This window comes from Nostoc commune NIES-4072 (assembly GCF_003113895.1).
Taxonomy (GTDB): domain Bacteria; phylum Cyanobacteriota; class Cyanobacteriia; order Cyanobacteriales; family Nostocaceae; genus Nostoc; species Nostoc commune.
In genome coordinates, this window is the sequence record NZ_BDUD01000001.1 from 2,758,712 (window position 1) to 2,774,890 (window position 16,179).

The following is a 16,179-nucleotide window of genomic DNA, read 5'->3' on the forward strand; positions in this document are numbered from 1 at the left end:
CCTACAAGAATTTACGCAAAACTATTTTATATATTTGTAGTAAATAATTTAATTTATACTGAATAATGCGGGTGTCAAACTAACAGAACACATGTTACTGAGTGTAGCTGCAAAGTATGGCAAGAATAGCGATGAGTACAAAATGGCGGGGGGCGTTCGTCGGAGCGATCGCAAACGTCCGGTGCGAAAGCCCAAGCAAGAGGCTGTTGCTTGATAAATCTGGGTTTTACCCTACGGTGTACACACAAGTTATCGAATCACTACCAGTTCTCGAATTACCCCACCCTAACCCTCCTCGTATATATTAGGAAGAGAACTGGATTTCCTGTTTCCCCCAATATATCGGCGGGATTAAGGGGGGTAATTTGACTTGTGTGTACTGGATTTTGGACAAACGGTAAAAATTGGGTTGGCTTTCACGGAACGCCTAATCCTGATTCAGTTGGTAAGGCTGCCTCACACGGTTGTATTCGGATGTACAACAACGATGTGAAAGAATAAACAAAGAACTGATTTTATTTTGTAATCGGACTCCCTGACGAATTTCTTCTAGAAACGCCTGGCGATCGCGCAATAAATTAACCAATACACCAAATTGTTGAATCCCAAACTTTTCCTTATTCCGCATATTTTTATATCTTTTAGATTTTGTGTAATACTAATGACTGATTAACGGATTCCCAAGAGATAGCTAATAGCTTGAATCACACTTAAATAGAAATTACCTTCTCTTTCGCGGAATAGTTGAAAAGCAGAATCAGGCGTACCAAAAAATGGTCTGAGAGTCCATCCTAATTGACTGCCGACGAAAGCGTAAAGAAATAGCCAAAATTGTAAAATTTTCTGGCGTGTTTTACTACCTTCACTATCTTGTTCTAAAACTAAGCTTGTGGCTTGATATAAAGACGAAATACCAATAAATCCTGTTAATGCAAAGATGAATACATTTAACAGAATTAAAAATTGGTAGTTATTGGTGGTAATTAAGAAAAACAGTGTGATTGGCGCAAAGCTGAATAAAAGTACACTCGTAACTGAAACAGCAGTCAAGACTAGTGCTAAATGCTGTCCAAAAGTTCGCTTTGAACCAAAAATAATGTTAGCAAAATACAAGGTTGGGATACAAATTAGGAGTGTAATTAAATAAAGGGCTGGAAGTTTAATGGCAGAAGACAAAGCTTGCATCCAACTATGGTATGCACCAATGATTCCGCCATAAGCAGCGAGAAATAAGGAACTGCAAACTAGTAGAGAAATAATTTTATTTGGTAATCTCGTACCTTGACGAACTTCCTCTAGAAATCCTTGGCGATCGCGCAGGAATCCAATCAGCACCGCAAAGTATTTGATTCCTAATGATTTCTGTTCTCTCATGTTACCCTCACACAGCTAAAATTCTAAGTTTCATCTTCCTTGATCACCGCCAGAACCATACTTCCAAGCATCAATCAAACGATGCCAATAATATTGTTGTTCTTTTGGTTGATTCTTAATCCATGTTTCTAGCATTGGACTTAGCCAAAATAAGGCAGTGTACACACCCAAATTACTGTAATGTAACATCCAATCTAACAAACTTGCCAAACCTACTTGCGGAATTATCTTGGCAACTAATACTGGATGATATAAACCAGTTTTTAACAGTGTTTTTGTTAGTGCCGGAAACTGCACTATATCCTGTAAAAATGGTTTTAGCACTGGTGTACCCAACTGTTGCATTTCCTCAAATACCGCCGAGAGTAGTTGGTTAATTTGATCTGGGGCAATTTTCTGATTTATACCAACACTCATCGCCCTTTGAAACAACCACGTAACTGTCAAACTTGGTTGATAGGGTTGCAGTAGTGTTAAGTCCTTTGCAGATAATTGTTCTGTTTCCAGTGCTTCGTAAATGCCATAAGTCAAACGCTTCAGGTGACGTACCATTGCCCCAAAACCACCAAAACTCAAAGGAGATTGATTACCACTGCTATCTCCGGCTGGTAGAATGCGACTCCAAGGGGTTTTGATAGGGCTTTGACGATAGGTAGGAAAGAAACCAAATAGCGATCGCTGAAATTTCAGTTCGCTCAATTCCACTCCCTGATATTCTGGTAATAGACGCAGATATTCCTCAAATAGAGCTTCTAAACTTAAACGTTGGGGATCTGCATCCATATAAGTAAACAAGTAAGTTGTTCTGCCATCCCTAGCTGGAAAAGCTTCCCAGAAATACTGACATTGATTCTGCAAAGGTGTAAATGATAATAACAAGTCGCCTGAGTTATTTTCCGCAAAACCTTGGGCGCAACTTCCTACAACTAAGCATAGTGCGTCTGGTTTTTTACCTTGGCGTGCTTGTTGAGTGATGGGTGAAAGATGTCCCATTGCATCGATTAATAACCGAGTTTTGAATTGGTTATTTACCATCACCCCATCTGGATGAACTACCGCTTCGGTAAAGGGTGTGTTTTCTAATAACTTTCCCCCTGCGGCGAGAAATCGAGTTTTCAATGTAGCTAATAGATAAACTGGATCTACACCGATATTCAAAACATCCTCTACCCAAACTTCTGTACCGCCAGCAAAACTAACTCGCGCTGGGTTATATTGAGTTGCGATCGCACTCTCTAATTCTTCCTCAGTCAGCAAGTTTAATTCCACAAACACATCTAATTCTTTGCGAGAAATATTCCACTCTTGCTCTCTCCCCCGCAAAATACCCCGTTCCATCAACGCCACCCGCAGTCCCTTCACCGCTAAGGCGCAACCAATTAAAATACCCAAAGTACCACCGCAGATAAGCAAATCGTTGTCTACAACGCCTAAAGGCTGTTGACTTTCTTTAACTAACGTTGGTACTGGTGCGGAATTTTCGCGCAGAGATGTTAGGATGCGATCGCTTTGGCGTAACCCTGCTAAAGCATCGCCGGGTAATTGGGAAAGAATTTCTTCAGTTAAAGACATTTTGGAAAAACTCAACTCTACATTCCAAAATTACCTGAGAATGAAGAAAGTAGATATGATCGTGACACTCCCACCCGTCCCTTGAGGAACTGGAGACATAAGTATGTCCGCTACAAAACCTGTAGAACCTCTGTATACTTTTAAAGAATATCTCACCTACGATGATGGCACTGACAAGCGCTATGAACTTGAGGATGGGGTACTGCTAGAAATGCCTCCAGCCTCAGATTTGCATGAAGCTATCATCACTTTCTTGTTAATCCGCTTCTATCTAGAAATCCAACGACTAGGGTTAGATTGGCAAGTTCGCCCTAGCGGTACTGGCGTTCGTACCTCCGTCAAAAAATCCCGTCTCCCTGACTTAATTGTGATGACTGAAGAACAGCGACAATCTATTCAGGGTAAATCGGCTGTGCTTGAGTTACCTCCACTGTTAACAATAGAAGTGGTTAGTGCTGAGTCTGTGAAGCGAGATTATCAAAGGAAACCACTTGAGTATGCAGCCTTTTCTATCCCTGAATACTGGATTGTTGATCCTCTAGAGGCAAAGGTGACAGTCTGTTTGTTGGATGAAGGACGTTATAACCAAACAGTATTTACAGGAAACCAGCAAATTTTTTCTCCGACTTTTCCTGAGTTAAAACTGACAGCGCAGCAAGTATTAACGGCTTAGAAATTTTTTATCGAATTAGCTTAATGAAAAGACCTCTCCCTGGTTTTACTACGCAAAACCGTCCCTCTCCGACTCGGAGAGGGACAGACTTGAACTTTAGTTCAAGGCAGGGAGAGGTTCGTCTAACTCACACAAAATTATCCTAAACCAAATAATTTTGCGATCGCAGGCAATAATTTATTACCCGCTTCAACTAGAGAAGCAACAGCAGGTAAGCCTGTAAATATCCCTTTCAACATAGTGATTGCTGTTTTTGCAGTTTTCTGCTTGGTAGATTCTTGGGGATTTTTCCCCGCTTCAGCTAAAGCTTTTACCTGTTCTAGTGCTTCGGTTTTCTCTTCTTCTGGTAAATATGTGGATTGGATGATTGCATCTTGCAACCGCGACAATAATTCTTTAATTCCTGGTTTCTCGGCATCGGTTGCATCAGGTAACTGATTGAGGGCAATACTCACGTTACCGCTAATGGTTCCTAGATTAGCAATAGAATTATTGCCAGCGATACCGCTAACATTACTGCTGCCTTCAATATTGATGCCACTGATATCTGACATGATGGTATTTCCTTGTGTATTAATTTTTGGCTGCTTGAGAGCAGTATCTACCATATTTTATAAACTAATAATGCGCTTATCTTTTTCTACAAGCAATAATTGCTGATTCTGCGATGAATGGCACTAAGAAAAGTTTATGAAATACTTTCTTTAAAACGAGCAAGCACATACGTTAATTACTACTGTGACATTACGAGTACAAATTCTCTCTTGACAAATGAGCGTCAGAGTTTGGGGCTACCTTTTAAAGAACTATTGCCAGAATCTGCAATAAGACTTGCAATCTCTGAGCTAAAGATTAAATACAAAAAGCGATTATTTGATCCATTAATAACGTTGTGGGCATTTTTATCCCAAGTGCTGGACACTGACAAAAGTTGCCATAATGCCGTGGCTACTATCATTAACGACTATATCAAACTGACTGATGGTGAAGAATAATCCCTTGATTCCCGAATCGGGAATGGAATTTTCATAGGTAGGACTTACGCAAACTCTACGATTCTTGGCCTTCTTGGCGTCTTGGCGGTTCGAGAAATTAAGCTTTTTAGCGCTTTTTGCGTAAGTCCTAATAGGTTTTACAAACCCTCCGAAACCTCATAAGCTACTACTGGTAAGAGGTTGAGGGAGGTTTGTTTATTTTGGTGAAGGCTGATTATTACCAGCATTCGCGCTTTGTATAGACTAGTAGAGATAGTCAGCAAGGATCGCAAAAATAACCTTTTTTAGAGAAGTCTTTTCAGCAGTGTAATACGCACTTAAGCCTTACAGTGCGCGTATTTAACCCCAATGTTGTTTAAAACCCATTTCCCGACATATCACCACAATCTAAAATCTCATGAAGCTAGATCCTACTCAGACATATACCTTTAGCAAATATTTTGAAAGCGGTTACTATTCTGAAGACTTAGCCCAAGCTTTCGGTTATTCATCGGAGTACAAAGTATTTCAATTACCACAATACTCTGGCGAATTGGATAGGTTGGTCGAATTGAGAGAAAGGATAGAAGAAGCACTACCTTATGTAGAGTTGACTACAGAGTTAGCTAGGAGAGAAGTAATAATTTCTAGAATTGTACTAGAGTTGATTCACTATACTAAAGCAAAACTGAGAATAGAATTTAGCCTGAGAGTGAATAATCAGCTTCAAGGAACCCTAGATTATTTAATTAGAACTTCCCAACCATATCAACTATTAGTCATAGAAGCAAAGCAAGCTGATTTAAGTAGAGGCTTTACTCAATTAGTAGCGGAAATGATTGCACTAGATTTATGGGAAGATTCACCAACTCTTACAGAACAGGCTGTATTAACAGGTTCGGTCAGTACGGGCAGCTTGTGGCAGTTTGCTTGTCTTGATAGAGTAAATAAACATTTTACTCTAGGGATTAATAGCTACAGAGTTGTCGAAGATATTGAGGAGTTGATGAGAATATTAGTAAAGTTATTGAAAGATTGAAAATCGAAAACCGGCTCCGGCGAAGGCTCCTAAACCAGCTATTATTTCTTGGCGAATCGTGATGAAGAAAAAGACAATCAATGTGATTAGAGCAACCCAGCCCCCAATTCGATCCTCACTAGATGAGCTAAATATCAGCGACACCAAGTAACCATTGACAGCCCAGAAAAATCCTGACAGCCCCGACAATAAGAATGAGATAATAACTAAACCAATTGCCCAACGTCGTTGCAGTCCAGCTTTGGCGTGGCTGAAGTTTGCCCTTGTCAGGTTAGCGTTGGTGAAGTTTGCCCCTCGGATGTCGGCATAGCTAAAGTTCGCACCCGCAAGGTCTTGTCTACCTTTGAAGTTGCGTCCTCGAAGATTTTGACCAAAGAAGTCTAAAGCTATGTTGCACTTTACAGAGGTGAGCAAATTTTACTACACGCTCACCCCTGTAAATTCAGAAATGGTTAGATATATTTGTTAGTTGAGCTTAAAAGGTGCAATTTCGAGGATAAAAGGCGCAACTTTGACGCTCAGAAGGTCATCGTTGAGCCTCAGAAGGTCAACGTCGAGGATAAAAGGTGCAACTTCGAGGATAAAAGGTGCAATTTCGAGGATAAAAGCCGCAACTTTGAGCCTCAGAAGGTCAACGTCGAGGTTTAGAAGGTCAACGTTGAAGATAAAAGGCGCAACTTCGAGGATAAAAGCCGCAACTTTGAGGCTCAGAAGGTCAACGTCGAGGTTTAGAAGGTCAACGTTGAGCCTCAGAAAGTCAATAATATAATAAAGAAGCAAACAAATCGATAATAAATAGTGATAAGTGTAGAAATAACTATGGAATCAAAGCAAGATGACGTTACTATTCTTCAGGAAGCTGAGAAGCGTTTACGGCGACTGTCTCCAGAAAGGCTGCGGGTAGTGAGTGATTTTCTAGCTGATCTAGAAGAAAGAGAAGAAAATGAGGCGACAACGGAAGTTTTGAATATCCCTGGTTTTGAGCAAGCTTTGCGTGAAGCTATGCAGGAAGCTGAGGCTGGGGAAGTAGTATCATTTGACAGTATTCGTCGTCATGTATGAACTGGTACTGACTCGCAAAGCACAGAAGTTTTATCAAGAAGTAGATGCATCACTAGCCCAACGACTCAACCGTTGCTTTGACCAACTGCGACAGAATGCTTATGAACACCCAAACATCAAGCGGCTCAAAGGTGATTTCGCGGGTCTTTTTCGCTATCGAGTTGGTGTCTAACGAGTTGTTTATAAGGTAGATGAAGAATAGCAACTAATTACTATTTTACTAATAGCCCATCGGAGTGATGTATATCGGTAAGTGTTTAGTGTATCTCAAGTATTAATGTAGAGATAGGCGCAGATGTCTTTTAGCGATCGCCTATCTCATCCTAGTCCAACTACTAGGCTACCCCGATCATTTGATGATATACCAAATACCGTTATTACTTTGACGTAAAATTTGGTATTTTTGCTCAACAAATTCTAGCAGTTTGGGAAAATTTTCTTTGATTATCGCCTGTGGTTCATAATCAATGAAAATATAAGGAGGCTTTGATGAATCTAACTGCTCTAAAAGTGTTAACCATTGCTCAGGCAGAAAATATTCAAGCGCCCAACCACGTAGGATTGTTGCTTGAGTCCGACCAGAAAAGTAGTAAATAGCTGGATCGCCAGCTACATAAATCTCACCACTAAGGCTTCCTGGTTGAGATATTAAATTAGCCTCTGAGTGAAGAGATGGATATTTTTTTCTAAACACAGTTTGATATTTTAATCGTGTATCTTCAGTTAAAGCAAAGTTATTATTAACCAGAGTTACACTCTTTTTTATAAGAGTGGATGACAAAGGTAAGAACAATAAAAATATGAGCAGAATTGTTGGGATTGGGGAACTTAATTCTTTTAAATAGTCCCATAATCCATCTAATCCTTTTGTTGCTAAAATACCTATGGGTACAAACAATAGTAAAAAATGGTATTCCCACAATGCTTTGTATTGTAGAGCAATCACACTTAAACCAAAAATGCACCAAGCAACAAGTAACCAAGTTAATATATTCTTAGATTTACGCCATGAAACATCTATTGCCACAATAGCCATTAAAGCTAAAGGATAAAAATTCTGTAAGAACCATTTGATTCCCGAAACCACATCCTTTTGATTTAATGCAGAATTAGCAATAATAAGAGGCGGATATATAAAAAATGTCTGATACACTATTGAAAAACTATTAAACCACGCAAAGTAGCTGGCAACCACTAAAAGAGGAAATATAATCCCTATAAATATTGGCAAACAAATTTCAAGAAATATTTTTTGAATGCTTTGTCGTTTTATTAATACAGAATACATTAATATAGTTAGCCAAAATGAAAATAATATCAATAAAAATATTAATTTAAATAAGAGGACAATTCCCCCAATAAAACCTGAGAGTAAAAGTAAGATAAATCTTTGCTTTCCTTCGCTTTTAAAAGATTGAAAAGTTAGCCAAAGACAAAGGAATAAAGGAAAACCAACCAGTGCTTCCACTTGAGTAAGATGCCATGCCCCTGAAACAACATAGTAAACACCAACAGTTAATAAAGGTACTAGGCTTGCAATTATCTGATGCCGAAAATAGCTTTTTAGAGTCAGCAGCAATATTATCGAAAAAAATACCATGTAAATAAGTTCAAAAGCATGGATGCCAATCTCATTAAAACCAAACAAAGTTCCTGCCAAAAAATAAAAGCAGAAAATTCCTGGTTGCTTTACATCCCAAAAATCACGATAGAGTACCTTTCCTTGCTGCATCTCTAAAGCACCTAGCCTAAAAAATGCTTGATCTCCGTCAAATGGAAAAGGTAAATGTATAAGACCAATTATGACAATAACAATTATAACTAGAAAGTCAATTCTATTTAATTTAGTAGTACTAATCATGACACTTTTAATTTAAATATAAGTGACTATCCCGCATTAGTGAATCTCCTAGCGAGATAACAGTAAGTATGGAGCTTCTTTGTCACCAATAATGTTTAGATAATGTTTATAAACTGTAAAGAAACTGTAATCGTGAATGGCTATAAGCCTCTTATTACTTAACTTTAATCTTAACTATGCTATGTTTTGCTACACTTTTTATAGCTTGCAAATGTTTGCAGTGTAAGCAAAACTGCATATTTATATCTTGTTTTAATAAGCAGGTAGGCACGAAAAAACTAAACTATGTAAAGAGAAATAAATCGAATGCATTACTAACGGAAGGTCTAAACCGTTGCCTTGATCAACTGCAAGTATCTCTCAAGTATTAATGTAGATATAGATACAGCACAATAATTTGCATTAAAGGAAATACTGATGGAGCGTTCAAAATTAGTTGCCATTATTACAGGTGCGATTTCGGTCATTTTAGCGATCGCCTACCTCATCTTAGTCCAACTGTTGGACTACCGGGACATGAAACCCGCCCCCATCAGCCAATTTGACCAAACGCCTGCGATTATTTCTGTTTTTTGGCAGGTTGACAAAATTACCGAAGTGTAATCCATATTTAGCTGAATTGTAGAGACGCAAAGGACTTGCGTCTTTTATCATTTATGTCAATAAGTAAAAACTCATGATGAATAGATAAAAAACAATAGCTATTATTGATTACTCAAATAATTGTTTATATAAGATTTATTTAGAGGATTTATCTCAAATTTATTTAGATAAAGTAATACCATTTTGTCAAATATAACGGTAAGCTGTTTTTAAGAAAATTAAATAAAGATAAATTTGTCTGATCTGCGAGGCCGAATAGCCCATCGTAGACATGGCTAAGTAAACGGGGATCAACGCGAGTTGACTCAAAACCCCAAATTTTTAATGAAAAGATAGAGGTAAGTAAATGGCTCAGTTTCTACTAGAGACTGTTTGGCTAGTTCCGTGCTATGCCTTAATAGGTGGCTTGTTAGCCGTCCCTTGGTCGCCAGGGATCATTCGGAAAACAGGGCCAAGACCGGCGGGTTATGTAAATTTGGTAATGACATTTTTGGCGTTTCTACATAGTGCGATCGCCTTACAAGCAACTTGGAATCATCCGGCCAAAGAAGTATTTATTCCTTGGTTATCTACAGCTGGTTTAGACTTGACCATTGCTTTAGAAATATCCTCGGTGAGTGTCGGCGCTTTAGTTGTGATTACTGGCATGAATTTGCTGGCGCAGATTTATGCCATCGGTTACATGGAGATGGATTGGGGTTGGGGACGCTTCTATTCCTTATTAGGATTGTTTGAAGCGGGACTATGTGCCCTTGTTTTATGTAATAACTTGTTCTTCAGCTATGTAATTTTGGAAGTCCTGACGCTGGGAACCTACTTACTAGTCGGCTTATGGTTTAGCCAGCCGTTAGTAGTCTCAGGTGCGAGAGATGCTTTCTTAACTAAACGGGTGGGAGACTTATTCTTACTCATGGGCGTGTTGGCACTATGGCCCCTAGCCGGAACTTGGAGTTATCCAGAACTAGCCAAGTGGGCGGCTACTGCTAACGTCAACCCGACAACAATGACACTGGTAGGTTTAGCCTTAATTGCCGGGCCGATGGGTAAATGTGCCCAGTTCCCCCTGCATCTGTGGTTAGATGAAGCAATGGAAGGCCCTGTTCCGAGTACGATTTTGCGGAATTCGGTAGTAGTAGCTAGTGGTGCATGGGTGTTGATTAAATTGGAACCTGTGTTAACCATCTCGCCTATAGTTTCCTCGGCTATGGTGACCATTGGGGTAGTGACAGCGTTGGGTGCTTCTTTAATAGCGATCGCTCAAATTGATCTTAAGCGCTGTCAATCCTATTCTGTCAGTGCCTACATGGGTTTAGTATTCATCGCCGTGGGAGTGCAACAATACGAAACGGCGCTATTGTTAGTACTCACTCATGCCATATCCGCAGCATTGTTGGTAATGAGTACTGGCGGAATTATCTGGAATAGCATTACCCAAGACGTAACCCAATTAGGCGGATTGTGGAAACGTCGCCCGATTTCAGCAATAGCCTTTATCGTCGGGACTTTGGGATTAATTGGTTTTCCACCCTTGGGTAGTTTTTGGGCGTTAGTGAAACTAGCAGATGGCTTGTGGGAAACGCAACCTTGGTTAGTGGGAGTAGTGATAGCGGTAAATGCTTTAACAGCCGTGAGTTTAACCAGAGAATTTGGTTTAATCTTTGGCGGTAAACCTAGACAAATGAGTCAGCGATCGCCTGAAGCACACTGGCCTATGGTTCTGCCAATGACGATTTTACTTGGTGTTAGTCTACATCTTCCTTTAGTGTTGCAAAGCTTATCACTTTTACCCGATTGGGCAACTCTCAATAAAGATGTCGCACTGCTTTTAATTTGGTCGAGTATTTTCGGTTGCAGTATAACTGGCGTGATTTATTTAGGCAATATACCTAAACCGATTCGTCTCCCTTGGCAAGGTTTACAAGACTTAATTGCATACGACTTTTACACCCCCAAACTCTATAAAATGACCATAATTTTTGGAGTTGCCAAAATTTCCCAACTTGCCGATATGATTGACCGCTTTGTAGTCGATGGCATCGTCAATTTCGTTGGTTTATTTTCGCTATTAGGTGGCGAAGGTCTAAAATACAGCACCTCTGGACAAACCCAGTTTTATGCCTTAACCGTTCTTTTAGGAGTAGGTGTTTTAGGAATGTGGGTAACTTGGCAATTTTGGGGAATACAGTTTTTAAATTTGATTTTCCAAATTTCCACACTTGGGTAGCAGTAACTATAATATTTTGAGAAGAATTCAATGAGTAGAAAATATCCCCAAATCAACCTTTCCAGAAGAAGTTTATTCAAGTTTGGTGCAGGTGCGATCGGTACAGGTGTATTGACAGCCGGACTTAGCTCAAACTTACTTGCAGCCGAAAAAAAAGCCCCAGCAGAAGATAATATTACCCCTGACAAGGCATTGCAAGAATTATTAGAGGGTAATGATAGATTTGTCAAAGCAAAACGTCGCAATCCCCACCAAACCCGTTCGCGCCTAGTCGAAGTAGCTAAAGGTCAAAAGCCCTTTGCTTCGATTCTAGGTTGTGCAGATTCACGAGTGCCTTCAGAGATTGTCTTCGATCAAGGGCTTGGAGATTTATTTGTCTGCCGTGTAGCTGGTAATATTGCGACACCAGAAGAAATTGGTAGCCTAGAATTTGGCAGCTTAATATTAGGCTCCAAAGTCATCATGGTAGTGGGACATGAAAGATGTGGTGCAGTGGATGCTGCAATCAAAGGCGCTCCGGTACCAGGACAAATTGGAAGTTTGCTTGAGGCAATTAAACCGAGTGTAGAAAGTTCAAAAGGAAAAGAAGGAGATAAGTTAGAAAATGCTTGTAAAGCAAATGTCTTAGCACAAATTGAAAAATTGAAATCGTCATCAGTTTTATCTGAATTAATCAAGTCAGAAAAGCTGAAAATAGTCGGTGGTTATTACGATTTAGATACTGGCAGAATCAGTTTAGTTAGTTAGATTTTTTAAATCTCGTTTCTAGGTTTCACCTGGAAATGTACTTTGTTGCTATGCTACCGCGAATTCAGAGACATTTATAACAATTACCAATTTTCTAAAATCCCCAATTGCCATGTTAAGCGTTTTGATTTGGCTCCCAATTTTCGCTGCTATTGTTATAGCAATATTACCTGCAAGTTTCCCTAAACATCGTATTCGTTTAACAGCATTAATTTTTTCTGGGATAGTTCTTTTCTGGAACTTTTTTATCCTGCTAAAATTTGATATTAGTAATCCAGGGTTGCAATTTAAAGAGTATTTACCCTGGAACGAAACCCTTGGCTTGAGCTATCAAATAGGTGTTGATGGGCTTTCTATATTAATGTTAGTGTTAAATAGCCTGCTCACCTGGATTTCTATTTACAGCAGCAGTAAAGAAACTGAACGCCCCCGGATGTTCTACTCCCTGATTTTATTAGTGAGTGGAGGAGTTGCAGGCGCTTTCCTCGCTGAAAATTTGCTGTTATTCTTCCTATTCTACGAACTAGAATTAATCCCTTTCTACTTGCTAATTTCCATTTGGGGAGGGGAAAAACGGGCTTATGCTGGAATTAAATTCCTGATTTATACTGCTGTTTCAGGAGCATTTATTCTGGCAACATTCTTGGGTATGGTGTGGCTGAGTGGTTCTACCAATTTTGCTTTTGATGCAGTCTCTACAGAAAATCTCTCAACAGCAAAACAAATCCTTTTACTAGCAGGGATAGTACTAGGTTTTGGTATTAAAATCCCCTTAGTTCCCTTCCATACTTGGCTACCGGATGCTTATGTTGAAGCTTCAGCACCAATTGCCATTCTTCTCGGTGGCGTGTTAGCAAAGCTGGGAACTTATGGACTGTTGCGATTTGGGTTGGGTATGTTTCCCCATGCTTGGAGTATCATTGCACCGACTTTGGCAATTTGGGGAGCAGTCAGCGCTATTTATGGAGCAGTAATTGCGATCGCTCAAAAAGATATCAAGCGCATGGTAGCATATAGTTCCGTCGGTCACATGGGCTATATCTTGCTAGCTGGTGCTGCTAGTACTCCCTTGGCACTTGTGGGTGCAGTCGCTCAAATGTTTAGCCACGGTATCATCTTAGCGATTCTCTTCCACTTGGTGGGAGTTGTAGAAGCCAAAGTTGGCACCCGCGAGTTAGATAAACTCAATGGTTTGATGAGTCCTATACGCGGTTTACCCCTAATTAGTGCCTTACTAGTTTTAAGTGGGATGGCTAGTGCAGGTATTCCTGGTTTAACAGGATTCATCGCCGAATTTATCGTCTTTCAAGGTAGTTTCTCCATCTTTCCCATTCCGACAATTTTGTGTGTAGTAGCTAGTGGATTAACCGCAGTTTATTTTGTCATCCTCCTCAACCGCACTTGTTTTGGCAGACTCGATAACATCGCCTACTATCCTAAAGTTCTTTGGGCTGAGAAAATACCAGCTTTAATTTTGGCAGCTTTTATCATCTTTTTGGGAGTACAACCCACTTGGTTAGTGCGTTGGAGTGAATCGACAACTACAACAATGGTAGCTGCAATTCCCGCTTTAGAAAAAACCGTAATCTCTGAAGTCGCCCTGAAATAGGGTTACAGTTTCTTCCCCATTCCCCATTCCCCATTCCCCATTCCCCATTCCCATGACAGCAGTTAAAACAGCAATTAAATTACCTCCTTCCAAGCACGAATTTGCTGAAGTCATTCACCGCTTAGAAGCAGGTGGTGCAATGTTACCCGATACTCCAGAAAATTTGATGCAAATCATCGGTTTATATAAAGCTTATGCTGTGCCGATGGATTTTTACTGGCGCGACCTACTTTATATTGCCGAACGTGAATTTTTAAACCCGCTTCCCTTCTTTAAATACTTCTTACCCAAAGAGTATTTAGAACGGCATAATCATTACGCTGGCGATGATGCCGATTTGCGAATTTGGCGCGGCGAAGCTACTGCACATCCAGAACTTTTGGCATTTATTGAAAAAGGTGAAACTTTCAAAATGCCGAAGTTGTTGCATCACTTGTTCCACGATCGCATTAACATGGAATTTGCGGAAGCTTGTATGCGGGCGATGTTGTGGCACAGAGGGATGGGTGGACAATTTGACCCTTACCTGGATTCAGACGAATACAAAGCCAACGCTGACAGGGCAATTAAAGCTTACTTCCAAGGAAACCCGGTAATGCTGGGACTTTACAAGCTGTTCCCAGATATGTTTTTGGAACAGTGCCGCCAGATGTCGTATTACGCTAATCTGGGCTTATTCTGGGAAGTCATGGCCCCAGTGTTCTTTGAAATGTCCGATCGCTATGACGAAGGTAGCATTAGCAGCGTCCCAGAGGCGATGAGTTTCTTAGTTAATGGTATATTTGCGATCGCAGGTCGTCCCATTTACCATCATGTTTATATTCGTGGTGAATGCTACGAAATTATCCCCAAATCCAAGGGTTTTATGTGGCTATATGAAGCAGCATTACCTTATGTAGAAGCTGTTTTCTACCGCACTGCACCCTTCCGGGGGACAAAATCTTATAATGCTCAAGCGCGTCAAGTACCAGAAGACCAGAAAGACTTTCACTTTGGTATTCTTTACGCTGATGTATTTCCAGTGGGTACTGCTGGCATTCCTCCCACATTATTAATGCAAGATATGTTGCATTTTTTGCCCCCATATCTTGTTGATTACTACAGCCAACATTGCCGGGGCGAAGAAGATATGTTGATTCAGTTGGGAGTTAGTTTTCAACGGTCAATGTACTGTGTAACTTCTGCGGTCATTCAAGCCTTGCGAACTGCACTTTTATATCCATTAGATGACCCAAATCCCAAGCATTTACAAGCCAATCGAGATTTCTTTGAGATGCAGCTAAATCGCTTTACTCGATCCGATTACAATATTCGTGATGCTGCGCGTTTAGGGAGTATTCAAAAGCAAGATTATAGATAAGAGATCCCCCCAAGCCCCCTTAAAAAAGGGGGCTTTTTTTACTAATAGTGGATTTACGGTTTCTCTTTATAATATCCGTAGGCTAAATTAAAAGTATTTATTCAGAAAAATACTTTCTAGTGGTTTAGTTGCGATCGCCTTATCTCTGGCGACTGGTTGGCTTAACTGCAAGTCTTCTGTTTAGATGCTACGTTGGCATAGGAAATGGTGGTTGGTAATTTCAAAGCCGTTACTGAGGAGCGCTTCGCGTACCCTATCGCTTAACAAGGCAGCAAGTTCTGCTTCACCTGCTAGTGTTCCATTTAAAGGATCACCATGAATAGCGTTGGCGTAGCCCGTCGTAGGCATCGCTGGATGAGAGTAAATCTCTACCAAGTCTGCTTGGATTTGGGGTATCAACCCAAGTAAGTATTCCTCTGTAATACCACCAGTTTGCAATAAACCGTAAACTCTTTGGGTAAATTTAATCCCTTCAGACTCTAGTATTCTCTCACCATAGCGGCGTAGTCTGCCAAATACTCCTGACCAAACTAGTTTTGTCAGTAAATTACTGCGATTAACTCTGAGGGTCAACCCCAGTTCTTCACTGGGCAGCCGAATTACTTTAATATCAAATTCTGCTGCTAGATCAACTAAAATACGCAAAACTATTGGATGGATATGCAAATGCAAATGTCCATCTACATGAGAAAGAGGCAAACCAGTAGAACGGAATTTTTCTAACTGGGCGCGAATTTCTTGTCGTAGTTCTTGATGGGTTTCCTTGACAAATTGATACCGCAACCCAGCCAGGAACGGACTGTTAGAAAAGTTACCTTCTTTGTCAACTAAATGAGGAATTTGGTCTGGCGGTAGCACAGAACGTCCACATATTAAGACGAGATGTAACCCAACAGCCAGATTTGGGTAAGAATTTGCCAAGGCGACAGCCTCGTTTGCAGCATCAGCGCTCACCATCAAGCTGGTGCTAGTTAGCACTCCTTGTTTGTGTGCTTTGATAATTGCTTGATTAACTCCTTCAGAAAAACCAAAGTCATCACCATTAATGATGGCGAATCGCTGTGCTAGCATAAGTTTCTAT

18 protein-coding genes and 1 pseudogene are annotated in these 16,179 nt (G+C 40.3%); 12 read left to right on the plus strand and 7 right to left on the minus strand.

The window, feature by feature from the left end:
• Window positions 1-91: 91 nt before the first annotated feature.
• Window positions 92-214, plus strand: a complete 123-nt coding sequence (locus CDC33_RS41220; RefSeq protein WP_280524409.1) for a hypothetical protein — start codon at window positions 92-94, stop codon at window positions 212-214.
• Window positions 215-381: 167 nt separating this feature from the next.
• Window positions 382-501: pseudogene (locus tag CDC33_RS12190) on the plus strand (L,D-transpeptidase); the annotation flags it as partial.
• A gap of 168 nt (window positions 502-669) precedes the next feature.
• On the opposite strand, the gene CDC33_RS12200 reads toward CDC33_RS12190, so the two are convergent.
• A complete protein-coding gene (locus CDC33_RS12200; RefSeq protein ID WP_109008704.1) occupies window positions 670-1,374 on the minus strand; it encodes an actin-binding WH2 domain-containing protein in 705 nt (234 codons plus the stop codon).
• Window positions 1,375-1,404: 30 nt separating this feature from the next.
• Entirely contained in the window at window positions 1,405-2,946 is a 1,542-nt protein-coding gene (locus tag CDC33_RS12205) for an FAD-binding oxidoreductase (RefSeq protein ID WP_109008705.1), read from the minus strand.
• A 103-nt stretch (window positions 2,947-3,049) separates the two neighbouring features.
• Between CDC33_RS12205 and CDC33_RS12210 the strand changes: the two genes are divergently transcribed.
• Window positions 3,050-3,619 (plus strand): Uma2 family endonuclease, encoded by a 570-nt coding sequence (locus CDC33_RS12210; RefSeq protein ID WP_109008706.1) that lies wholly within the window; start codon window positions 3,050-3,052, stop codon window positions 3,617-3,619.
• A 137-nt stretch (window positions 3,620-3,756) separates the two neighbouring features.
• Here CDC33_RS12210 and CDC33_RS12215 read toward each other — a convergent pair whose 3' ends face one another.
• Complete coding sequence (locus CDC33_RS12215) at window positions 3,757-4,227, minus strand: hypothetical protein (protein WP_109008707.1); 471 nt, start codon at window positions 4,225-4,227, stop codon at window positions 3,757-3,759.
• A gap of 63 nt (window positions 4,228-4,290) precedes the next feature.
• On the opposite strand from CDC33_RS12215, the gene CDC33_RS39810 reads away from it, so the two are divergent.
• Together CDC33_RS39810 and CDC33_RS12225 are read left to right on the plus strand one after the other, a co-directional pair.
• Window positions 4,291-4,614 (plus strand): hypothetical protein, encoded by a 324-nt coding sequence (locus CDC33_RS39810; protein WP_219930018.1) that lies wholly within the window; start codon window positions 4,291-4,293, stop codon window positions 4,612-4,614.
• A gap of 397 nt (window positions 4,615-5,011) precedes the next feature.
• Complete coding sequence (locus CDC33_RS12225; RefSeq protein ID WP_109008708.1) at window positions 5,012-5,632, plus strand: hypothetical protein; 621 nt, start codon at window positions 5,012-5,014, stop codon at window positions 5,630-5,632.
• On the opposite strand, the gene CDC33_RS12230 is transcribed toward CDC33_RS12225, so the two are convergent.
• Together CDC33_RS12230 and CDC33_RS12235 are read right to left on the minus strand one after the other, a co-directional pair.
• Window positions 5,618-6,046: a pentapeptide repeat-containing protein gene (locus tag CDC33_RS12230; RefSeq protein WP_244919207.1), complete on the minus strand. Its 429-nt coding sequence runs from the start codon at window positions 6,044-6,046 to the stop codon at window positions 5,618-5,620. The two genes, CDC33_RS12225 and CDC33_RS12230, sit on opposite strands and share 15 nt — an antisense overlap.
• Window positions 6,047-6,097: 51 nt before the next feature.
• Window positions 6,098-6,412, minus strand: a complete 315-nt coding sequence (locus tag CDC33_RS12235) for a hypothetical protein (RefSeq protein ID WP_109008709.1) — start codon at window positions 6,410-6,412, stop codon at window positions 6,098-6,100.
• Window positions 6,413-6,451: 39 nt separating this feature from the next.
• On the opposite strand from CDC33_RS12235, the gene CDC33_RS12240 reads away from it, so the two are divergent.
• On the plus strand, window positions 6,452-6,694 hold the full coding sequence (locus CDC33_RS12240) for a hypothetical protein (protein WP_109008710.1): 243 nt from the start codon (window positions 6,452-6,454) through the stop codon (window positions 6,692-6,694).
• Window positions 6,687-6,866, plus strand: coding sequence for a type II toxin-antitoxin system RelE family toxin (locus CDC33_RS12245; RefSeq protein ID WP_219930019.1), 180 nt, complete (start codon window positions 6,687-6,689; stop codon window positions 6,864-6,866). Before CDC33_RS12240 ends, CDC33_RS12245 begins: the two co-directional genes overlap by 8 nt.
• Before the next feature lie 177 nt (window positions 6,867-7,043).
• Here the strand turns inward: CDC33_RS12245 and CDC33_RS12250 are convergent, their stop codons facing one another.
• The gene (locus tag CDC33_RS12250) at window positions 7,044-8,555 is read right to left on the minus strand and encodes a hypothetical protein (protein WP_109008711.1); all 1,512 of its coding nucleotides are present in this window, start codon (window positions 8,553-8,555) and stop codon (window positions 7,044-7,046) included.
• Between the two features lie 417 nt (window positions 8,556-8,972).
• Here CDC33_RS12250 and CDC33_RS12255 point away from each other — a divergent pair, with 417 nt between their 5' ends.
• The 5 genes from CDC33_RS12255 (at window position 8,973) to CDC33_RS12275 (ending at window position 15,098) form a co-directional block, all read left to right on the plus strand.
• The gene (locus CDC33_RS12255) at window positions 8,973-9,158 is read left to right on the plus strand and encodes a hypothetical protein (RefSeq protein ID WP_109008712.1); all 186 of its coding nucleotides are present in this window, start codon (window positions 8,973-8,975) and stop codon (window positions 9,156-9,158) included.
• 346 nt (window positions 9,159-9,504) lie between these two features.
• The gene (locus CDC33_RS12260) at window positions 9,505-11,382 is read left to right on the plus strand and encodes an NAD(P)H-quinone oxidoreductase subunit F (protein WP_109008713.1); all 1,878 of its coding nucleotides are present in this window, start codon (window positions 9,505-9,507) and stop codon (window positions 11,380-11,382) included.
• A 30-nt stretch (window positions 11,383-11,412) separates the two neighbouring features.
• Window positions 11,413-12,129, plus strand: a complete 717-nt coding sequence (locus CDC33_RS12265) for a carbonic anhydrase (protein ID WP_181373984.1) — start codon at window positions 11,413-11,415, stop codon at window positions 12,127-12,129.
• A gap of 112 nt (window positions 12,130-12,241) precedes the next feature.
• Window positions 12,242-13,738 (plus strand): NADH-quinone oxidoreductase subunit M, encoded by a 1,497-nt coding sequence (locus CDC33_RS12270; protein ID WP_109008714.1) that lies wholly within the window; start codon window positions 12,242-12,244, stop codon window positions 13,736-13,738.
• A gap of 52 nt (window positions 13,739-13,790) precedes the next feature.
• On the plus strand, window positions 13,791-15,098 hold the full coding sequence (locus CDC33_RS12275; protein ID WP_109008715.1) for a CO2 hydration protein: 1,308 nt from the start codon (window positions 13,791-13,793) through the stop codon (window positions 15,096-15,098).
• A gap of 180 nt (window positions 15,099-15,278) precedes the next feature.
• Here CDC33_RS12275 and hpnK read toward each other — a convergent pair whose 3' ends face one another.
• Window positions 15,279-16,169 carry a hopanoid biosynthesis-associated protein HpnK gene (gene hpnK, locus CDC33_RS12280; RefSeq protein WP_109008716.1) on the minus strand — a complete coding sequence of 297 codons (891 nt, stop codon included), beginning with the start codon at window positions 16,167-16,169 and terminating at the stop codon, window positions 15,279-15,281.
• Window positions 16,170-16,179 lie beyond the last annotated feature (10 nt).